This window comes from Ruminococcus flavefaciens MA2007, from assembly GCF_000621845.1.
Taxonomy (GTDB): Bacteria; Bacillota; Clostridia; order Oscillospirales; family Ruminococcaceae; genus Ruminococcus; species Ruminococcus flavefaciens_E.
This window is the reverse complement of sequence record NZ_JHXF01000001.1, coordinates 235,574-254,797: the sequence shown is the minus strand read 5'-3', so window position 1 is coordinate 254,797 and position 19,224 is coordinate 235,574. Positions and strand designations below refer to the sequence as shown.

12 protein-coding genes and 3 tRNA genes are annotated in these 19,224 nt (G+C 48.0%); 6 read left to right on the top strand and 9 right to left on the bottom strand.

Annotated elements, in window-relative coordinates:
* Positions 1 to 54: 54 nt before the first annotated feature.
* The 6 genes from T497_RS0101220 to T497_RS0101195 all read right to left on the bottom strand — a co-directional run bounded on the left by T497_RS0101220 (position 55) and on the right by T497_RS0101195 (position 2,800).
* Positions 55 to 140, bottom strand: a tRNA-Tyr gene (locus T497_RS0101220).
* A gap of 38 nt (positions 141 to 178) precedes the next feature.
* Positions 179 to 254, bottom strand: a tRNA-Thr gene (locus T497_RS0101215).
* A 73-nt stretch (positions 255 to 327) separates the two neighbouring features.
* Positions 328 to 404, bottom strand: a tRNA-Pro gene (locus tag T497_RS0101210).
* A 169-nt stretch (positions 405 to 573) separates the two neighbouring features.
* On the bottom strand, positions 574 to 837 hold the full coding sequence (locus tag T497_RS0101205; RefSeq protein WP_028514038.1) for a hypothetical protein: 264 nt from the start codon (positions 835 to 837) through the stop codon (positions 574 to 576).
* A gap of 108 nt (positions 838 to 945) precedes the next feature.
* A complete protein-coding gene (locus T497_RS0101200; protein WP_028514037.1) occupies positions 946 to 1,671 on the bottom strand; it encodes an RsmE family RNA methyltransferase in 726 nt (241 codons plus the stop codon).
* A 13-nt stretch (positions 1,672 to 1,684) separates the two neighbouring features.
* A complete protein-coding gene (locus tag T497_RS0101195; protein WP_028514036.1) occupies positions 1,685 to 2,800 on the bottom strand; it encodes a D-alanyl-D-alanine carboxypeptidase family protein in 1,116 nt (371 codons plus the stop codon).
* 297 nt (positions 2,801 to 3,097) lie between these two features.
* Between T497_RS0101195 and T497_RS0101190 the strand changes: the two genes are divergently transcribed.
* From T497_RS0101190 to T497_RS0101165, 6 genes are all read left to right on the top strand, one after another.
* Positions 3,098 to 4,468 carry an ABC transporter substrate-binding protein gene (locus T497_RS0101190; RefSeq protein ID WP_028514035.1) on the top strand — a complete coding sequence of 457 codons (1,371 nt, stop codon included), beginning with the start codon at positions 3,098 to 3,100 and terminating at the stop codon, positions 4,466 to 4,468.
* Positions 4,469 to 4,784: 316 nt separating this feature from the next.
* On the top strand, positions 4,785 to 7,331 hold the full coding sequence (locus T497_RS17215) for a glycoside hydrolase family 9 protein (protein WP_051530418.1): 2,547 nt from the start codon (positions 4,785 to 4,787) through the stop codon (positions 7,329 to 7,331).
* A gap of 272 nt (positions 7,332 to 7,603) precedes the next feature.
* Entirely contained in the window at positions 7,604 to 10,234 is a 2,631-nt protein-coding gene (locus tag T497_RS0101180; RefSeq protein ID WP_028514034.1) for a glycoside hydrolase family 9 protein, read from the top strand.
* 245 nt (positions 10,235 to 10,479) lie between these two features.
* A complete protein-coding gene (gene secG / locus T497_RS0101175; RefSeq protein WP_028514033.1) occupies positions 10,480 to 10,737 on the top strand; it encodes a preprotein translocase subunit SecG in 258 nt (85 codons plus the stop codon).
* A gap of 68 nt (positions 10,738 to 10,805) precedes the next feature.
* Entirely contained in the window at positions 10,806 to 12,986 is a 2,181-nt protein-coding gene (gene rnr, locus T497_RS15455; protein ID WP_037324142.1) for a ribonuclease R, read from the top strand.
* On the top strand, positions 12,983 to 13,756 hold the full coding sequence (locus T497_RS0101165) for a hypothetical protein (RefSeq protein ID WP_028514032.1): 774 nt from the start codon (positions 12,983 to 12,985) through the stop codon (positions 13,754 to 13,756). The genes rnr and T497_RS0101165 overlap by 4 nt, the downstream gene beginning before the upstream one ends.
* Positions 13,757 to 13,838: 82 nt before the next feature.
* On the opposite strand, the gene T497_RS0101160 is transcribed toward T497_RS0101165, so the two are convergent.
* The 3 genes from T497_RS0101160 to glmM form a co-directional block, all read right to left on the bottom strand.
* Positions 13,839 to 15,629 (bottom strand): Na/Pi cotransporter family protein, encoded by a 1,791-nt coding sequence (locus tag T497_RS0101160; RefSeq protein ID WP_028514031.1) that lies wholly within the window; start codon positions 15,627 to 15,629, stop codon positions 13,839 to 13,841.
* Between the two features lie 145 nt (positions 15,630 to 15,774).
* On the bottom strand, positions 15,775 to 17,358 hold the full coding sequence (locus T497_RS0101155) for a hypothetical protein (protein ID WP_028514030.1): 1,584 nt from the start codon (positions 17,356 to 17,358) through the stop codon (positions 15,775 to 15,777).
* A 213-nt stretch (positions 17,359 to 17,571) separates the two neighbouring features.
* Positions 17,572 to 18,957, bottom strand: a complete 1,386-nt coding sequence (gene glmM, locus T497_RS0101150; protein WP_028514029.1) for a phosphoglucosamine mutase — start codon at positions 18,955 to 18,957, stop codon at positions 17,572 to 17,574.
* Between the last annotated feature and the right edge of the window lie 267 nt (positions 18,958 to 19,224).

The following is a 19,224-nucleotide window of genomic DNA, read 5'->3' as shown; positions in this document are numbered from 1 at the left end:
AAGGTTTACGGCGAATGAAACAAAAACAGCCCCGAAATTTTTTCGGGGCGTTTCTGGTGGGAGAGGATGGATTCGGACCATCGAAGCTGAAAAGCAACAGATTTACAGTCTGCCCCCTTTGGCCACTCGGGAACTCTCCCAGTTAAGAGTTGTTGTATTTTGTCTCAGGACAAAATAATGGAGCTGGTGGACGGACTCGAACCCCCGACCTGCTGATTACAAATCAGCTGCTCTACCAACTGAGCTACACCAGCGTTTAACGCTTAATTATTATATCATAATTTGCTGTGCTTGTCAAGTACTTTTTTGAATTTTTTCAAAAAAATCTGGTCGAGGCGACAGGACTTGAACCTGCGGCATCTTGCTCCCAAAGCAAGCACTCTACCAAACTGAGTTACGCCTCGTTGATACAGTCTGTGACAGACAGCTTTTATATTATATCAGAGCAAAATGTCATTGTCAAGTGCAAATCATGCATTTTGTAGGATTTCACAATAACATCGGCTGTTTTTGTCGTTTTTTGCGAAAAGCAGATAAAACAAAAAGGGAGCCGCAGCTCCCTTATAAAGATCATTAGTCCTTGATATCGTCTGCGATTTCTTCAGCAGCGTCCTTGATATCCTCAACAACGTCCTCTGCCTTTTCCTTTATCTCATCAGCAGCGTCCTCGCTGATCTCAAAGTCGATGCTTTCATCAGTATCGAAATTGTCGAAATCATCGTAATCGTCGTCATCATAATCTGAATCCGAACCCTTGTCCTTGAGAGCCTGTGCTGCGACATATCCAACGGCAGCTGCTGCGCCAGCAGCTAAAATAGCAACTAAAAACTTATTCATTTTATTTTCCTCTTTTCTCCGCAAGAATTAGAACTTACCGAACCGCTTGCGATCGGATTACGATAATCTATAAATATTATATCATACTCTTTCTGAAATTTCAACTCTTTACATATTATTTGTTAAAAACATCAAAATTGAAAGGGCTGTTATTGGTGCTGTTTCACAACGCAGTATCCTCTTGCCCAGCCAGACCTGTTTTGCTCCTGCATTTACGGTCATTTCAGCCTCTTCCCTGTCGAAGCCGCCCTCGCTGCCGATGAAGAGTCCCACGGTCTCAGCTCCCGAAAAATCGACGTTTCCGAAGGAACAGCCGCCCTCTTCCTCATAGAGGAGCACTGTTCTGTCAAGCTGTTTCATCATCGCAACAGCCTCCTTGAGGCTCACCATAGGCGTTACCTCGGGTATCATGCCTCTGCCCGACTGCTTTGCCGCTTCCTCGGCTATCTTGTTGAGACGTGGCAGCTTTTTCTTCCCGAAGTCCTTCTCGTCGGGACGGGATATGCAGCGTCTTGTGAGCACGGGAACTATCCGCGATACGCCCAGCTCCACGCTTTTCTGTATAATGTACTCCAGCTTGTCCAGCTTCGGGACAGCCTGAAACAGCGTCACATTTATATTTGGCTCGGCGGCGCAGCGGTGCTTCTCAACAAGGTCGAGATACACGCTGTCTGCGGTAATACTGCCGATAGTACAGCAGTAGTCCACGCCGTTGCAGCAGACTGTCACCTCCTCGCCCACTCTCATGCGGAGGGAGCGTCCGATGTGGTTGGCGTCGCTGCCTGTCAGGACGATATTGTTCTCATCTATCTCATTGGTAAAGAATCTTGGCATATTCCTCAGCCTTTCATTCTGATTTATATTCGGACTTGACGCCCAGATATTCCTCGAGGCACTGTCCGCTCTTGTGGAGCTTCGTCGCCAGCTTTGAGCCTACGTATCTGATGTGCCACGGCTCGTACTTGTAGCCCGTGTATGACTCCTTGCCCTGCGGATAGCGGATTATGAAGCCGTACTCATGGGCGTGCTCCGCCAGCCATGAAGCCTCCTGAGTATAGCCGAAAGCGTCGTCTATGGTATTTACGTCGATACACAGTCCTGTCTGGTGCTCGGAGTACCCCGGACGTGCGGAATAGGTATCAGCCGCCTCCTTGCCGTCCTCTTTTACGTAGTTATCATAGATTATCTCCTGATCGTGGTAGGAGCGGTAGCCCGATTGCAGATAAATACTAAGCCCTTCCTTGGCTGCTGCGCCGGAAAGGGCTTGAAACTGGGAATAACAGATAGTTTCAAGCCCGGGTGCGAATGTGGCGGGCAAACTGTAGGACTTGTTTGCTATCAATACCCCTTCAATATAAGTAAGCCCCTCTGTATCATATACAGGGGGCTCTGGAGCCTCAGCCTTGTTTGACTGAGGCGTTGATGTATCAGTTTCTTCGCCGCGGACAGTTACCTTTATCATAACTTCCTGCTTCGGATCAGCCGCCGATCTGAGAGTTACGTAGCATACTCCGGGAGAGATGCCCTTGATATGTCCGTAGTTGTCAACGCTTGCAATGCTCGGATCGCCTGTTGACCAGCGCTCGTCAGCTTCGTAGGTGCCCTCGGGATAAGCCTGTACCATAGGTGTATCCTGCTCGCCGACCTCGATGTAAACGCTTGTCTTGTCAAGCTTGAAATCGCTCTTGTTCACAGGATCTGCAACTGTTGTAGTAGTAGCAGTTGTAGTTATGGCAGGATCCGTGGTGGTAGCCTGAGTGGTTATTGTAGTTGCAGATGTCACCTTGCTTGCCTTGCCCTTCTTGTCGCTCTTTGAGCAGCCCTTTGCAATGAGGATTATGAACAGAAGTACAAGAAATGCTATTATGAAAAGCGCTGCAAGACGTCTGTTTCTCAGTGTCTTGCGTGATACTCTTTTACGGGGACGATGTGATTCGTATCTATCGTATTGGTTGTTGTCCATATTGATAAAGCCCTTTCTATAATTTCCGGCAGGTCATTATTACTGCCTGTTAAATACCTTATTTATATTATATCACAGTAAAAATGAAATGTCACGTAATTTTATGTCGATTCCGTATTATTTGAACATTTTGACAAGTAACGCGCATCGTTTTTGGCGTTTTTCCACAAAGGAGCGGAATTTTGGTTACAAAGCGGTTAAAATCCTGCCGTCCTTGACACGCCCGAATGAAACGAGTATAATAATATATGCTCATACTGTACATTCATCTGTGCAGTATGTGAAAGGAGTAATTCTATGTCAGACATCAAAAGAATAGTTGCTGGCTTTTTAGCCGTGGGAACAGTGTTTTCCGCAGCTTCATGCAGCAAAAAGAATACAAAGACATCGTCGGAGAAAGCCCCCGATTCCGCTGTCACGAATCAGAAAAAGGACGATAAGCCCGAGCCCGTCACCGCGCCCGGAAGCATGGATATCGTGTGGCTGTCGGATTTTGACCTCAACCCCGAGGGCGGTCAGCGCTCATCGGCACTGTCAATATTCGAGGACGTTTACGGCGGCAGCATACAGTTCGTATCCGTTTCGCCCGACGAAAAGTTCACAAAGCTTGACCAGATGATACAGGCAGGCGACGAGGTGGATATGTTCCCATACGATATGAGCGTATTCCCCGAGGGCGTTCTCAAGGACAGATTCCAGCCCCTCGATTCCTATTTCAGCGAAATGGGCGTTGACGAGGGAATGTGGAAGGATATGTCCGCTGTCATAGACAAATTTGCATACAAGGGCAAGCACTATGTCGTGCCTTTCTCTGTTTCCGAGCCCCAGCTCATAACCTACAGCAGAAAGCTCATGAAGGACGGCGGCATGGACGATCCCTACACCCTGTACAAGGACGGCAAATGGGACTGGAACGCATTCAATAACATGATAAACAAGTTCTCGGAGAGTGAAGATTCTCTGCACCATTTCGGCATAAGCGGCTTCTTCGGAAGAGCTATCCTCGCTTCGAGCGGCAAGACCGTTGTGGGCTTCGACGGCGAAAAGCTCACCAACAACATCAAGGACGGCGAAATAGCCAAGGCTGAGGGCATAATGCGAGATCTCCAGTCACGCTGGCTGTACAACAAGAGCCTTAACGGCGCTTTCCGCACAGATATGAGCACTCTGTTCTATGCTTCCAGCGACCTTACACTGGCTACCTCAAACAGGATAAATCCCGAAGCAGACCTTATGATAGTTCCTTTCCCCAAGTCTCCCGACGCAGACAAGTACTACATCGCCTGCGATTACGACGCAAGAATGCTGGTAAAGGGCTCCAAAAAGGGCAAGGCTGTTGCCACATATCTCAAATGCGAGAGACTGGCGGCTTCTGACGAGAAGTTCATGGCTAAGAAAAAGGAACAGGCTCTCAAGACCATGACCGAGGAGCAGTACAACGCATTGCAGGAGTACATCAGCTCCGCAAAGGCAAACCCTGTTGTTGACCTCGGCTACGGAATGGGCGATAAAATGCTGAAAAACGGCGACTGCAACTTTGATACACGCGGTGCTATGGACAATATTACCTCAGCTCTGTTAGAGGGCGGCGCTCCCGTGGGCTCATGGGAGGAGCTCCGCGACAGAATGTCCCCTGTTATCGACGAGGAGATAAAGAAGTATAATTAGAACTAAGAAATTAGTGATTAGTGTAGGGGCTGATGTCTACATCAGCCCCTACATACCATATGTAACAATATTTCGGGACGTCGAGGACGCCCTCACCTACAATAGCTAAAGGCTAAACAAGGACGGTATAACCGTCCTTTTTCGTTTTCCGATAGTAAAATATAACAAATCCCCTGCAAGGTTTTTGATACATTCTCCAAAGTTTACCCTCATTGTGCAAATGTACACAAAACGTTCACAAAAACTCGTCCGAATATGTTATAATGTTAATATAGAAGCTATGCTTCTGTGACAAAACATGAGAGGGGTTTTTACAATGAAGAATTTAGTCAAGCTTTCTAAAAAGCTTACCGCTGCCGCCGCATCGGCAGTTATGGCGCTGACTTCAACAGCGTTCATACAGCCCGTTACATCAGCAGCAGCGGACAACAACTACTATAAAGCACTTGCAATGTCGCTCTATATGTACGACGCAAATGCTTGCGGAAGCGGTATCACCGACGGTCCGCTCACATGGCGCGGAGACTGCCATACCTACGACGCAGAGGCGTCCGTGGGAGATTTAGGCAGCTCCGAAAAGTCCATAGTCGATCCCGACGGTGACGGTAAAGTTGATGTTTCGGGCGGCTTCCACGACGCAGGCGACCACATAAAGTTCAACCTCACTATCGGCTTCGGTATCAACAGTCTGGCTCTTTCGGACTACCTCAACCCTGATGTATACGAAAAGGCAGGCTGCAAGGACCACCTTATATATGAGCTGAAATGGGGCGCAGACTACCTTATGAAGACGACTTTCCTCGACAGCTCGGGCAATGTAGCTGCTGTAGCTCACGTTGTCGCAAACGGCGGCGAGGATCACGCTATATGGTCATCTCCTGAGGCACAGACCTATAAGAGACCTATCTACTGGCTGACGGCAGGCAAAAACAACTCCGCAGTATGCTGCGAAATGGCAGCAGGTCTGGCAGGTACGGCTTACGTATTAAAGGACACTGAACCCGATTACGCCGATAAGTGTATCAAGTACGCTAAGGCGCTCCTTGCTTTCGGTCAGAAGAACGTGGGCAACGAGGGCGGCGGACTGGCGGATTTCTACGGCACCGAGGCTCAGTATCAGGACGAAGAGGCTATGGCTCAGGCTTGGCTGTGGCTCTGCAAGGCAGGCGACAAGCCCACCCGCGTCCCCAAGAACAAGGACTACGGCAACAGCCAGTATGACGGCTGGGTTTACTGCTGGAACAAGGTTTGGCAGGGCTACTCGGCTCTGATGTACAAGGCTACAGGCGAGCAGGCTTTCGCAGACGAGCTCAAGGTAGAGCTTGAAAGTCAGGGCGACCTCAAGGTAGGCACCTACAATGCCGACGGCTGGGGAGCTTCACGTTACAACTGCGCCAAGCAGATGGACGCTATAGCTCTTGCAAACGGCGACAAGGACGCTGACTACGCAAAGGCTGCAAAATATCAGATGGATCATATCCTCGGCGACAACAGTCTGGGCTACAGCTTCCTGCTGGGCTACGGCGACAAGTGGCCTGTACATATCCACCACCGCGCAGCTAACCCGGGCAGCGACGCAAACGGCGCTTCATCAAATCCTTCCGCTAAGTACACAGCTTACGGTCTCCTCGTAGGCGGCGACGACAAGAGCGGATATCAGGATCAGACCGACAAATACCAGTACACCGAGGGTGCGCTGGACTACAACGGCTGCTTCGCTATCGCCTGCGCAGGTATCGCTAATCTTTACGGCGGCGACGCAACAGCTATGCCTGCACTTGCCAAAAAGGCAGCCGAAATAAACGAAAACTTCAAGTTCGGCAGCAGCTCGTCAGTTGTTACTACCGAGACTACCACCACTGTTACCACAACATCGGTTGATAACGGAAAAACAACTACGACTACCACTACAACATCGCCTCAGCCGGTATATACCATTACAATGACTGCTGCTTACGTTGTTCAGGAAGTGATCTCATATCCCTCAAAGAGCATCTACACCGTCGGTGAAAGCCTTGACCTTTCGGGAATTTCCGTAAAGGTACGCTCGCAGACGTACTGGCAGGAGGTAGAGGGCGGAAACAGAGCAGGCATAATCTACGGCGAGCCCTTCATCATCGACAATATCACCCTCGATCCCCAGGTGGTAACAATAGGCGGCGATAACGGCGCTATCTGGAAGGGCGATATGGCTAACGAGCTGAAGCCCGGCAGCTATACAGTAATGTACGATGGCACATACACTGACGATTGGCACCGTAATATACAGTTTACAAACTTCAGGCACAATATAGCCGTCAAGGAAGCAGCTGTTACTACTACTACAATGACCACAACGCCGACTACCACGACTACCACATATCTTGACGGCTCCGACTTTGAGATGAGCCTTGACCGTCAGAAAATATCCGTGGGCGATAAGGCTGTCCTCACATTTACAAAGGGCGCAAATCTTATCCAGTTCGGAAATCTGAGCTATGACGACGACGTTATCTCACTGACCAAGAAGACCGACAGCACATACGAGATAGTCGGACTGAAGGAAGGCAGCGCAAGGATAGTATTTGTCGCTCCTACAGGTCAGTCAAAGGCAGTATCCCTCACCGTAGGCGCAGGAATAGTGTACGGTGACGCCAACTGCGACGACCTTGTTGACCTTTCGGACGTTGTACTCATCATGCAGTCTCTTGCCAACCCAAATAAATACGGCTTGAACGGCACAGACAAGAGCCACATCACAGAATCAGGTCTTGCAAATGCAAATGTAAATCAGCAGGGCGGCGTTACAGGTGAGGACGCCCTCTATATTCAGAAGTATCTGCTGAAGCTCATATCCGAGCTGCCGATACCTGTCATAGGATAAAGATATAACTCAACACCTCCTTAGAGCCCGTGCGGAGCTTGCTCTGCACGGGCTGTTTTTGTCCACCTGTTGCACAACAATTTCATCGTGATTGTGCACAATATCTATCGCTCCTGATTGCACACTATGCCGAAAATACAGGCAAACAGTATGATTTAACCGTATTGTAATATTTTAGTTACCGATTTGTAACCAAATTTCATACCAAAACTTGTATAATAGATTTTGAGACATATTATAGGCGAAAAAACTTTAGAAAGTAGTGTGATAACATGAACAAATTCAACAGGCTGAAATCAGCCATCATCAGCGGCGCTGTCGCTATGTCCGCACTTGCGGCACCTCTCTCAGCGGTGTCTCCCTCTCTCACAGCAAATGCGGCAGACGGCGATAACTACGCAAAGCTCCTTCAGTACTCCCTCTATTTCTATGACGCAAATATGTGTGGCAACAATTCCGACTGCGCTCTCACATGGAGAGGCAACTGCCATACAAACGATGTAGTTCCCGGCGGCTTCCATGACGCAGGTGACCACGTAATGTTCGGTCAGCCACAGGGCTATGCAGCTTCTACTCTCGGCTGGTCCTACTATGAATTCAAGGACGCTTACGACTCAACAGGTCAGACAGCTCACCTCAAGGTGATAACTGACAAATTCGCTAAATTCTTCCGTGACGCTACAGAGCTTAACGGAAATACAGTATCAAGAGTCCTCATCGAAAAGGGCGAGGGCAACACAGACCATAACTACTGGGGTGCTCCTGAAACTCAGGGCGACAGAGGACGTATGCTCTGGACAACAGGCGGCGCTGCTAACGTAACTGCTGAATATGCAGCAGCTCTCGCAGCTAACTACGTAAACTTCGGCAACGCTGATGACCTTAAGTACGCTAAGGCTCTTTACGAATTCTCAAAGAAGGACAAGAGCTTCTACTCAGCAGGTACATTCTATGATGCTCACTGGACAGGCTCTGACGACGAGCTTGCATGGGCTGCAGGCTGGCTCTACCTCGCAACAAAGGATCAGAGCTACCTCAACGATCTGAAGGGCTGTCCTACAGCTTACTCAGTTCACTCATGGGAGAGCGTTCAGCTCGGTGCTGCTATCCTCAAGGGCGAGATCACAGGCGACTGGGGCAGCGCAGCAGAGCTCAGCAAGTTCAGCGGCAACAACTACTACTTCGCTAACGAGTGGGGCAGCGCAAGACACAACGCTACAGCTCAGCTTTGCTCACTCGTAGCAGCTAAGTACAATAAGGCTGATTCCTCATGGGCTAAGGGCCAGATGGAATACCTCACAGGCGACAAGGCTTTCGCAAACGGACAGAAGCACTGTCTCGTAGTTGGCTTCAAGCCTGATTCTTCAAAGAATCCTCACCACAGAGCAGCTTCTCCTGATGTAGGAGCAAGCAAGGAGAACGACGGACAGAACAACAAGTACCTCCTTATAGGTGCTCTCTGCGGCGGTCCTCTCGATGCTAACGGCACATATCAGGATATCCGTTCCGACTATCAGGGCAACGAGGTTGCTATCGACTATAACGCAGGTTTCGTTGGTGCAGCAGCTGGTCTTTACCACTTCTACAAGACAGGCTCTACTGTATCACAGATCGAGGGCGTTAAGAAGATCTACAGCGGCAGCGGCGCTACTGTAACTCCCGGCAATAATACAACAACTACTACTCAGCCTAATCCGGGCAACAATACAACTACCACAACAGTTTATAACCCGGGCAACACCCCTTCAAACGATGACGATGTTGTACTTGAAGGCTCAAAGCTTGGTGCAAAGACAGAAGAGGGCGATGACGGCGCAATAAACAATGTTGCTGAGTTTGAGCACAACGGCGCTAAGTCAGTTACTCTTTACCTCAAGGTAAATTCAAACGACACTGAGGTATCAGGCGGTTTCGGTACATGGAACGGCGAGTGGTTACAGGAAGAATTCTCAGGCGTTAAGGTAAATTCCGACAAGACTGTATCTATCGACTATAACATTCCTTCAAACGCAGGCTCTACTATCAAGGCTATGGTTTGGTGGCCGCATGATGACGGCGTTACTATCGAAAAGGTAGTTCTCCATAAGAGCGCAAGTTCAAGCTCAGGCACAAACAAGACCACAACTACAAAGCCTACAACTACAAAGCCCACAACAACAACTACAAAGCCTGACAACAGCAGCACTTCTTCAAACGGAAACGATGTTGTACTTGAAGGCTCAAAGCTTGGTGCAAAGACAGAAGAGGGCGATGACGGCGCAATAAACAACGTTGCTGAGTTCCCTCACAACGGCGCTAAGTCAGTTACTCTTTACCTCAAGGTAAATTCAAACGACACTGAGGTATCAGGCGGTTTCGGTACATGGAACGGCGAGTGGTTACAGGAAGAATTCAAGGGCGTTAAGGTAAATTCTGACAAGACTGTATCTATCGACTACACAATTCCTTCAAATGCAGGCTCTACTATCAAGGCTATGGTTTGGTGGCCACACGATGACGGCGTTACTATCGAAAAGGTAGTTCTCCACATGGACGGCTCTTCAAGTGCAAAGACAACTACAAGAGTTACAACTACTACAACAAGAACAACTACAAAGGAAACAACCACAACCACAAGAACTACAACTACTACAGCTTCTAACAAGGAACTCGACGCTAAGCTCCTCGGTGACGCAAACTGCGATAATCAGGTTGACCTTTCAGACGTAGTTCTTATCATGCAGGCACTTGCTAACCCAAATAAGTACGGTCTCAACGGTTCTGACAGAACACACATGACAGAGCAGGGACAGGCTAACGCAGACGTTCACAAGAGAGGTAACGGTGTTACTTCAAACGACGCTCTCGCTATCCAGCTCAAGCTCCTCAATGTGATCTCTTCACTTCCTACAGATCAGGTTTGATGACATTAAGCAGCTCCCAACGGGAGCTGCTTTTATTTTACGTGCATACTGCGGGCTGATGTAGGCATCAGCCCCTACAAACCATAAACTTGTATGATTTCAACAATTTTGCTTTGTTTTTTTGCCTCGCTTTTTCGCTGAAAACTCTTGCAAATCCGCCGCTTCTGTGATATAATAGTAAAGCTAATTGAAATATTTCGGCTTTCGCCGTAAATCATAACTGTATATTTCGGAGGTAGTTTTTTATGTCAACTTTAGAGATCATCGGCGGTATCGCAATACTCGTCATCAGTGTTATCACTGTTATCCTCTGCCTTTCACAGGAGCAGAAATCACAGGACAGCATGACCGCTGCTCTCACAGGTGCGAGCGCTGATTCATTCTACGGCAAGAACGAGGGCAGAACCAAGGAAGCTATACTTGCTAAGATAACAAGATTCCTCGCTATCCTGCTTTTCATCATTGTACTTGCGGTAAACATCGTACCGATCTTCACAAAGTAAAAAGCTGCCCTGTGACTTAGGTCATGGGGCTTAAATTTTTATTGAAATCCTCAAGGCAAGGAGAGTTTATGTCAGAAAAACCAAAGAAAAAGCAAACAGCAAAAAAAAGCAGCTCTCCCGTATCGGTAGAGAGCTATAAAAATAAAATAGTCACCTTTTTAAAGACTTACGGAAAGAAATCCATGCCCCTCAGCGAGCTGGAGTCCAAGTGCAGGACTAAAAAATCGGGCAGAGAGAACTTCACCGAGGCATTTTCGCAGCTCCGCACCGAGGGCGTTGTCATGATGAAAAAGGGCATGAAGGCTGCCCTTTGCTCCCGTATGAACGTATACCCCGGCACGGTGACAAGGCTCAGCAGGACATTCGGCTTTGCAGTTACCGACGAGGGCGTGGAGTACTTCATACCCGGCAAGTGTATGCTGGGCGCTATGCCCAACGACAGGGTGCTTATCTCCGCTATCCCCTCCCGTTCGGGTGAACCCGAGGGCGAAGTGCTGGATATACTGGAGTTCGGCAGTTCACAGCTCACAGGCAGGATAGAGTTCGAGGACGGCAAGCCATATCTCGTTCCCGATACAGCTTCGAGGAATCACGTCATCATCGTGAAAGAGGAAAGCGTTCCCTTTGAAAACGGCGACAAGGTGCTGGCGGAGATAGTCTACCGCGGCAGGCGACACGCCGAGCACAAGGTAAAGATAACCCTCGTTTTCGGCAGCTCGGAATACGCCGCTTCTTCGGCAGCTTCAATACTGGTGATACACGGCGCTCCCACGGCATTCCCCGAGGAAGTTCTGAGAGAAGCCCGCAAGATAGCAGAGGGCGGTGTGCAGGAGTACTCTTTCAACAACCGCGAGGACCTGCGTGATATGGATATATTCACCATTGACAGTGCCGAGTCCAAGGACCTCGACGACGCAGTTTCCCTGACAAAGACGAAAAAGGGATACTGTCTCGGCGTTCATATCGCAGACGTTTCCCACTATGTCAAGGGCAACAGCGCCCTCGACAAGGAAGCCCTCATGCGCGGCACAAGTATCTACTACGCCGACAAGGTCATACCAATGCTTCCCAAGGAGCTGTCAAACGGTATCTGCTCCCTCAATCCCAACGAGGACAGGCTTACTCTTTCGGCTTTCATGGAGCTGGACAAGGAGGGAAATATGCTCTCCTACCGCTTCTGCAAAAGTGTTATCCGCTCCCGTGTAAAGGGCGTCTACTCCGAGATAAACCGCATTCTCGAAGGTGCGGAGTCCCCTGAGATAGCCGAGAAATACTCAAAGGTCCGCAAGAGCATCGACCTTATGAACGAGCTGGCGGACAAGCTCATCGAAAAGAAAAAGCTCCGCCACGCTCCCGAGATAGAGACCACGGAAAGCAAGCTCATAATAGATGAAAACGGCATCTGCTGTGACGTACAGCCCCGTGAGCGAGGAAAGTCCGAGCGCATAATCGAAGAATTCATGCTGACGGCTAACGAAGCGGCGGCTAAGCTTGCAAAGGACAAAAAAGTCCCATTCGTGTACCGTATACACGAAGCTCCCCCCGAAGCAAAGACCGAGGCGCTCCACGAGATACTGCCGAAGTACGGCTTTGAGTGTCCACATTTCAGCGAATTCAAGCCCGTTCACGCGGCTAAGATACTGGAAGAAGCCAAGGGCACGGAGAAATTCGAGGCGGTCAATATGCTGGTGCTCCGCTCAATGGCAAAGGCGAAGTACTCCCACGAACCGCTGGGACATTTCGGACTGGTGCTGGAGGACTACGCTCACTTCACCTCGCCTATCCGCCGATATCCCGACCTTGCAATACACCGCATAATCACGGATATACTGGCAGGCTACAACAATGACTGGCTCAACAAGCGCTATGCTGGCTTTGCGGTCAATGCCGCGGAGCGTTCATCAGCGGCAGAGCTTCGCGCCGTGACTATCGAGCGCGAATGCGAGGACTGCTACAAGGCGGAATACATGAAGGCTCACTTAGGCGAGAGCTTCACCGCTAAGATATCGGGCGTTACCGAGTTCGGCTTCTATGCGGAGCTCCCCAACACCGTGGAGGGACTCGTTCATATCAGGACGCTCCCCGAGGGCGAATACGACTACTCCGAGCCTGTCTCCCTTACAGAGAGCTTCAGCGGAGTATCATACACACTGGGACAGACCGTTCAGGTGGTCTGCGCCGCAGTAAATGTCAGCGACGGAACTATTGATTTCGTCCTTGACGACGACGAACAGGAGGAAGAACAATGAAAAAGATAATCGCATTAATGGCAGCAGCAGCTCTTACAGCAGGCGCAGTATCCTGCGGCAAAAAGGCAGGCACAGCTTCACAGCAGCCTAAGCCTAAGACCACAGAGGCTGTGACCACTACAAGCGCATACAGCACCGAGACTACAACATCTGCTGCAACTACCGCAGCAACCACTACCACCTCCGCTGTGACCACTACAAAGACAGCACAGCAGCCCGATCCGCTGGGCGGCGGCGCTTTCGAGTACAACGACGACGGTGCTGTAGCTTTCAGCGAGGACAGCTCCAAGGCTGACGACAAGACACTTATTGCAGCTGCACAGGCTCTTTTCGAGTCCGCCTGCCGCACAGAGATGAAGTTCACAGTAGGCTGTCCCTTTGAGACAGACAACAACGACTACATCGAAAACGACCTTTCATGGCGCTTCTACCGCATAACCGACAGCAAAATACATTCTTTCAGCGATGTAATGAACGAGTACCACAAGGTATTCAGCGACAGCCATGCCAACGAGCTTGCTTCTCTCTATATGGACAAGAACGGCTCTGCATATGCTCTTTGCGGAAACCGCGGCGGTAATATCTACTATTCGTCCTCAAAGGTAACCGAGATAAAGTCAAAGTCTGACAATGAGATAGTATTCACCGTTGAGAATTACTATGACGGCGACGACTACGGTCAGGCTCCGTATACCGAAACTGATGAATTCTCCGTAGTTATCGGCAGCGATAACGTTTGGAAGGCAGGAAAGTTCAATCTGCCTTATTAATGCAGCGTGTTTATCGGGCGCACATTCACGGCGTCCTCTGCAAAATATAACAAAAAGCGGCTGAATCATCAGCCGCTTAATTTTATGCATTTACGCTTGTACCGCTCAGTCTGCGGAAATATTCCTCTGCATACTCACGATATTCATTTCTGAATGTCTCGTCGTTCTCCTTGACATCGTGGAGATAAGCATGGAGAGTCTTCTTCTCGTCTGTCTCGATAAGACAGCCTGCGATATTGGAGCAGTGGTCGGATACGCGCTCCAGATTTGTAAGAACGTCCTGGAAGATGTATCCCAGCTCAACTGTACATTCGTCATTCTGAAGTCTGCGGATATGGCGGTTTTTCAGCTCTGTGCTGAGGTTGTCCACCACTTCTTCAAGAGGCTCTACCTTATGGGCAGTAGCAAGGTCGCTGTTGACGTATGAGTCGAACGCCTTGTTTATATTCTCGGCAATAGCGTCGGTAATAACTGTTATCTCGTTGATACATTCGTCAGAGAACATTATGCCCTTTTCGTGCATTTCCTGAGCCGACTCCACAAGATTTACTGCATGGTCGGATATTCTCTCGAAGTTTCCGACGCAGTGCATCATCTTGGAAACGCTTCGGCTGTCTGCACCTGTGATACTGGATTTCGACAGCTTGATAAGGAAGCTGTTTATCTTGTCCTCATAGCCGTCGATAATATCCTCGTTCTCGATTATGATGTCGCAGGCTTCCTCGTCGTAGCCTTTAAGTAGCTCCAATGCTTTGAGGATAGTCTCTCTTGTGAGCTCTGCCATCTGATTTGTAGCTGAGATACAGGTGTGTACAGCTACAGCAGGAGTTTTGAGGAGTATAGTGTCCAGACCTGTAATTGTCTTTTTCGAGCTTTCCTCCTCGGCAGCATCGTCCTTGATTATTATCTTTGAAAGGTTTACGATATGCTTTGAGAACGGCAAGAGAATGATTGTCGTTGCTATATTGAATATAGAGTGCATGACCGCAATTCCGACATAGCCAACAGTCTGATCGAATATACTAAGATGGATCACGCTTTCAAGTATCATTGATATAGGAAGCAGTATAAGCGTTCCGAGTATCTTTATCAGTATGTGTATACAAGCCACGCGCTTGGCGTTTTTGTTTACTCCGATACTCGAAATGAGAGCTGTTACGCAAGTACCGATATTAAGTCCCATGATTATAGGAAGCGCCATACCATATGTCAGCGCACCTGTCTGTGAAAACGCCTGTAATATTCCGACAGAGGCAGCGGAGCTCTGGATTATGCCTGTAAAGCCTGCTCCTACAAGAACGCCGAGGATAGGATTCTGGAATGCGGTAAGTACATTCTGGAACTTAGGCGAATCAGCAAGAGGTGATACCGCATCTGACATAAGAGTCATACCTGTCATTATAATGGCAAAGCCTACAAGAATACGTCCTATGTCCTTTTTCTTGTTTTTCTTTGCTGCCATTATCATTATAACACCTATAAGTGCAACTAACGGTGCAAATGATGAAGGCTTGAGCATCTTTATAAACGGATTCTTTCCGTCAACACCTGCAAGGCTGAGTATCCACGCAGTAAGTGTTGTGCCGATGTCAGAGCCAAAGCACACGCCGATAGTCTGCTCAAGTGACATAATGCCCGAGTTTACAAAACCTACCAGCATAACAGTCATTGCTGACGACGACTGTATCGCAATAGTTATGCCCATTCCGAGCAGCAGTGCTTTGATTTTGTTAGAGGTCATTTTTTTAAGTGCAAGCTCCAGCTTGCCGCCTGTGAGCTTTTCAAGTCCCGTAGACATTACCTTCATGCCGTACAAGAAGAAGGCAAGTCCGCCCAAAAGGGTGAAGATGTTAAAAATAGAAAATTCTTCCATAATTTTCTCCTGATAAAATATATTTTCCCGCTTCTATTTATAATTATATCAGGATATGACCGCAAGTCAAGGATTTTTGCCATTCTTTAACGTGGATTTAACATAAGAAAAGGGACTGCCACAAGGCAGTCCCTTAATAGTTCATTTACTTTTTCTTGTTCTTTTTAACGTTTGTCTGCTTTTCAGCCTTTTCAGCTTCTTCCTCGATAACGTCTACCAGTTCCTCAAGGTCGATGTCCTCATCGTCATCATCATCGTCGTCAGCGCCAGCCTTTACGGGCTTCTTGCTGTTCTCAGACTTGAGAGCTGCGATAAATGCAACGGCAAGGTAAACTACGAATATAAGAAGCTCAACTATAACGATAGTCTTTACAGAATCGCTTACAGCCTGACTGATGCCTGCTCCTACGGACTTTGTCGCAGGAACAAGGATATTGTAAGCGTTTGCGAACTGTACGTTCTCGTAATAATCGCTTGCAGTCTGCTCTGTAAGATCAACGAGATTCTCTACCTTCTTGCTGAGGTCTGCAATATCAGCCTCTACCTTGTCAACATTAGCCTTTGAGCTTGCCTTGTTGTTCTGGAGAGCATCGCGTCTGGAAGTGTAGAAGTCAATATCCTGCTTTGTCTGTGCAAGGCTTGATTCAACGCTTGTCTTCTGCTTGAACAGTGTATCATACTGCTCGGAATGAACAGTTTGCTTCTTTTCGGTATCATCAATACCATTTCCGAATACCTGAACAACATCCTTTTCATATGAAGCAATAGAGCTCTCTATCGCAGCAAGGCGCTCTGCATACTCATCCTTGTCACGCTTGAGGTTCTCTATTCTGTAATTATAGTAAGCAAGTGTGGAATCCTTATCCTTAGTTACATTGTTTACAGTGATATAAGAAGAAATTCTGTCAAGATCGATGCCTGTGATAGTCTTTGCATAATCTGAAAGGTCGCTGAATGTATAGCCTGTAGCACTTGAACGGAATGTTGTTGTATCGTCCTTTGCAAGGTTGTCAAGGTAACTCTTAACTGTTCTCAGTGAGTTTCTGAAAAGGTCAACCTGCTGAGCATAATCATAGTTATTATAATCAGCAGCCTTTACAGCTGTACCAAGGGGCTCGTTGAAGCCGTACTCCTCATAGAAGTAATCGCCGTAGCATCTGAGCAGTGTATTGAGAAAATCAACGCCTGTCTGTCTGTCAAAGCCTGCCTTGCCGAAATCAAAGTGTACAGTAAACTGTGTAGGATAGTACTTTGTATCCAGCATAGCCTGTGCAGCTGAAAGGCTTCCGCTTGTTGCCTTGTCCATTACGCTGTTGTAGGCTGTGAGCTGATCGTAAGCCTCCTGAGGGATCTTATAATCAAAGCTGAGGCTTGTTCTGATATCCTCGATCTTTTTAAGATCAAGTCCCTTTTCTGTAAGAGCCTTTTCAATGACCTTAGGGTTCTTCATGCTCTCGATCTCGAACTTGCGTCCCTTAGGATCAAGTCCCTGCTCGATACCGCTGTATGTAAAGCTTACCAGAGCCTTAGCAGGTGTCTTTGCTGTAAAAGACTTTATCGCTGATAAAGAGAATGTCAGAAGACCTGCTATAATAGCAATCACCAGCCATACCGCAAGGTATTTCTTGAGATTTTTCATTATTGCGGAGATCGAAATAATTACTTCGTCTTTGTTATCTTCCTGATTCTTTATCGTAACATTGAGGTTACGTTCGTTATTCTTAGCCATTTTACCCTCCGTTTTATTGTTATTTCCTTTATTACGGCATAACACGCCGTATTGTTTATTATATCACTAAAAAAGCACATCGTCAATACCTTAACAAAATTTCCAGTTATTCGCTAAAATTGAACAATATGCCCTCTGTGACATTCTACAGATTGCACCAATAACGCAGAACGGCTCTCCGAGCGCATAACTCGGAGAGCTTATATGCTTATATTATAATGTATGTCCATTCTGCTTGATAACATCTACTACTCTGTCAACGCAGCTGCGGCAAACAGATTCGTCCTGTGCCTCTACCATTACTCTTACGAGAGGCTCTGTACCGCTCTCACGGACGAGTATTCTTCCGCTGTCGCCAAGCTCTGCTGCTACCTTGTCCACCTCTGCGCGTACATCGGGATCTGCCTGTGCAGCAGCCTTGTCCTTGACCTTTACGTTTTCAAGTACCTGTGGATATACAACGAATGGAGCTGCAAGCTCGCTGAGCTTCTTCTGACGGGACATGATGACCTGCATTATTTTAAGGCTGGTGAGTATACCGTCGCCTGTAGAAGCATACTTGGAGAAGATGATGTGTCCGCTCTGCTCGCCGCCGATGCAGCAGCCGTGCTCCTTCATGTACTCATAAACGTACTTGTCGCCTACAGCAGTCTTTGCGTAGTCAATGCCTATCTCGTCAAAGGCTCTGTAAAGACCGAAGTTGGACATAACTGTAGTAACGACTGTATTGTTGAGGAGACGTCCGCCCTCCTTCATGTATCTTCCGTATATGTAGAGGATATGGTCGCCTGTGATGACATTGCCCTTTTCGTCAACGCAGAGGCAGCGGTCAGCGTCTCCGTCGTATGCAAAACCAACGTCAAGACCGTTCTCAACTACGAACTTCTGGAGTCCCTCGATATGTGTTGAGCCTGCATTGTTGTTGATGTTGATGCCTGTAGGAGATGCATTTATAACGTGAGTCTCAGCGCCGAGAGCCTCGAATACAGACTTTGCAATGTTCCATGCGGAGCCGTTTGCGCAGTCAAGACCTATCTTCATGCCTCTGAATGAGTACATACCGAGTGAGATAAGGTAGCCGAGGTAGCGGTTTCTGCCTGCTACATAGTCAACGCTTCTGCCTATCTTCTCACCGTGAGCAAATGGGACTTCCTCCCACTTCTGACCGAATGCTTCAAGCTTTCCGTCAAGATATGCCTCAACGAGGTCAATAACCTCGTCCTCCATTTTCTCGCCCTGTCCGTTGATGAGTTTTATGCCGTTATCGTGGTATGGGTTATGGCTTGCGGAAATCATGATACCGCAGTCAAAGCTGTCAACTCTCGAAATGTAAGCCACTGACGGAGTAGTTGTAACATGGAGCAGATATGCGTCTGCGCCCGAAGCGGTAAGTCCGCCTACCAGAGAATACTCGAACATATAGCTTGAACGGCGTGTATCCTTGCCTATTACTATGCGCGGAGCGCTCTCGTCGCCATTTCTTCTCTTGAGCTCGCCGTAGTACCAGCCAAGGAAGCGTCCTACCTTATATGCATGATCGGCTGTAAGGTTTTCGTTTGCCGTTCCTCTGAATCCGTCAGTTCCAAAATATTTACCCACTTCTGATTATCTCCTTAAAATAAATTTTTAGTTGAAAAGCTTTCTGTTTTCCTCTCCGTGCCTGCAACACACAGGGAAAAATCAATAATTCCGTCATCAACTATAACATACTTCGATCATACAGGCGTAAAAAACCTGAACATTTTTATTATAGCACTTTGTATCAAAGCAGTCAACAGATTTAATAAATAATTCACAAAATTAATTGTTTACCGAAAGCAATAAAAAGTACTCCTATATATTAGACGTAAAAGACAGCGAAAACTC

Excerpts from the sequence above, each read along its gene's own strand:
- rnr (WP_037324142.1), top strand. The coding sequence starts at position 10,806 with ATGTCAGAAAAACCAAAGAAAAAGCAAACAGCAAAAAAAAGCAGCTCT.
- T497_RS0101200 (WP_028514037.1), bottom strand. The coding sequence starts at position 1,671 with ATGCCAAGATTCTTTACCAATGAGATAGATGAGAACAATATCGTCCTG.
- T497_RS0101205 (WP_028514038.1), bottom strand. The coding sequence starts at position 837 with ATGAATAAGTTTTTAGTTGCTATTTTAGCTGCTGGCGCAGCAGCTGCC.
- secG (WP_028514033.1), top strand. The coding sequence starts at position 10,480 with ATGTCAACTTTAGAGATCATCGGCGGTATCGCAATACTCGTCATCAGT.
- T497_RS0101180 (WP_028514034.1), top strand. The coding sequence starts at position 7,604 with ATGAACAAATTCAACAGGCTGAAATCAGCCATCATCAGCGGCGCTGTC.
- T497_RS0101155 (WP_028514030.1), bottom strand. The coding sequence starts at position 17,358 with ATGGCTAAGAATAACGAACGTAACCTCAATGTTACGATAAAGAATCAG.
- T497_RS0101190 (WP_028514035.1), top strand. The coding sequence starts at position 3,098 with ATGTCAGACATCAAAAGAATAGTTGCTGGCTTTTTAGCCGTGGGAACA.
- T497_RS0101195 (WP_028514036.1), bottom strand. The coding sequence starts at position 2,800 with ATGGACAACAACCAATACGATAGATACGAATCACATCGTCCCCGTAAA.
- T497_RS0101165 (WP_028514032.1), top strand. The coding sequence starts at position 12,983 with ATGAAAAAGATAATCGCATTAATGGCAGCAGCAGCTCTTACAGCAGGC.
- T497_RS17215 (WP_051530418.1), top strand. The coding sequence starts at position 4,785 with ATGAAGAATTTAGTCAAGCTTTCTAAAAAGCTTACCGCTGCCGCCGCA.
- T497_RS0101160 (WP_028514031.1), bottom strand. The coding sequence starts at position 15,629 with ATGGAAGAATTTTCTATTTTTAACATCTTCACCCTTTTGGGCGGACTT.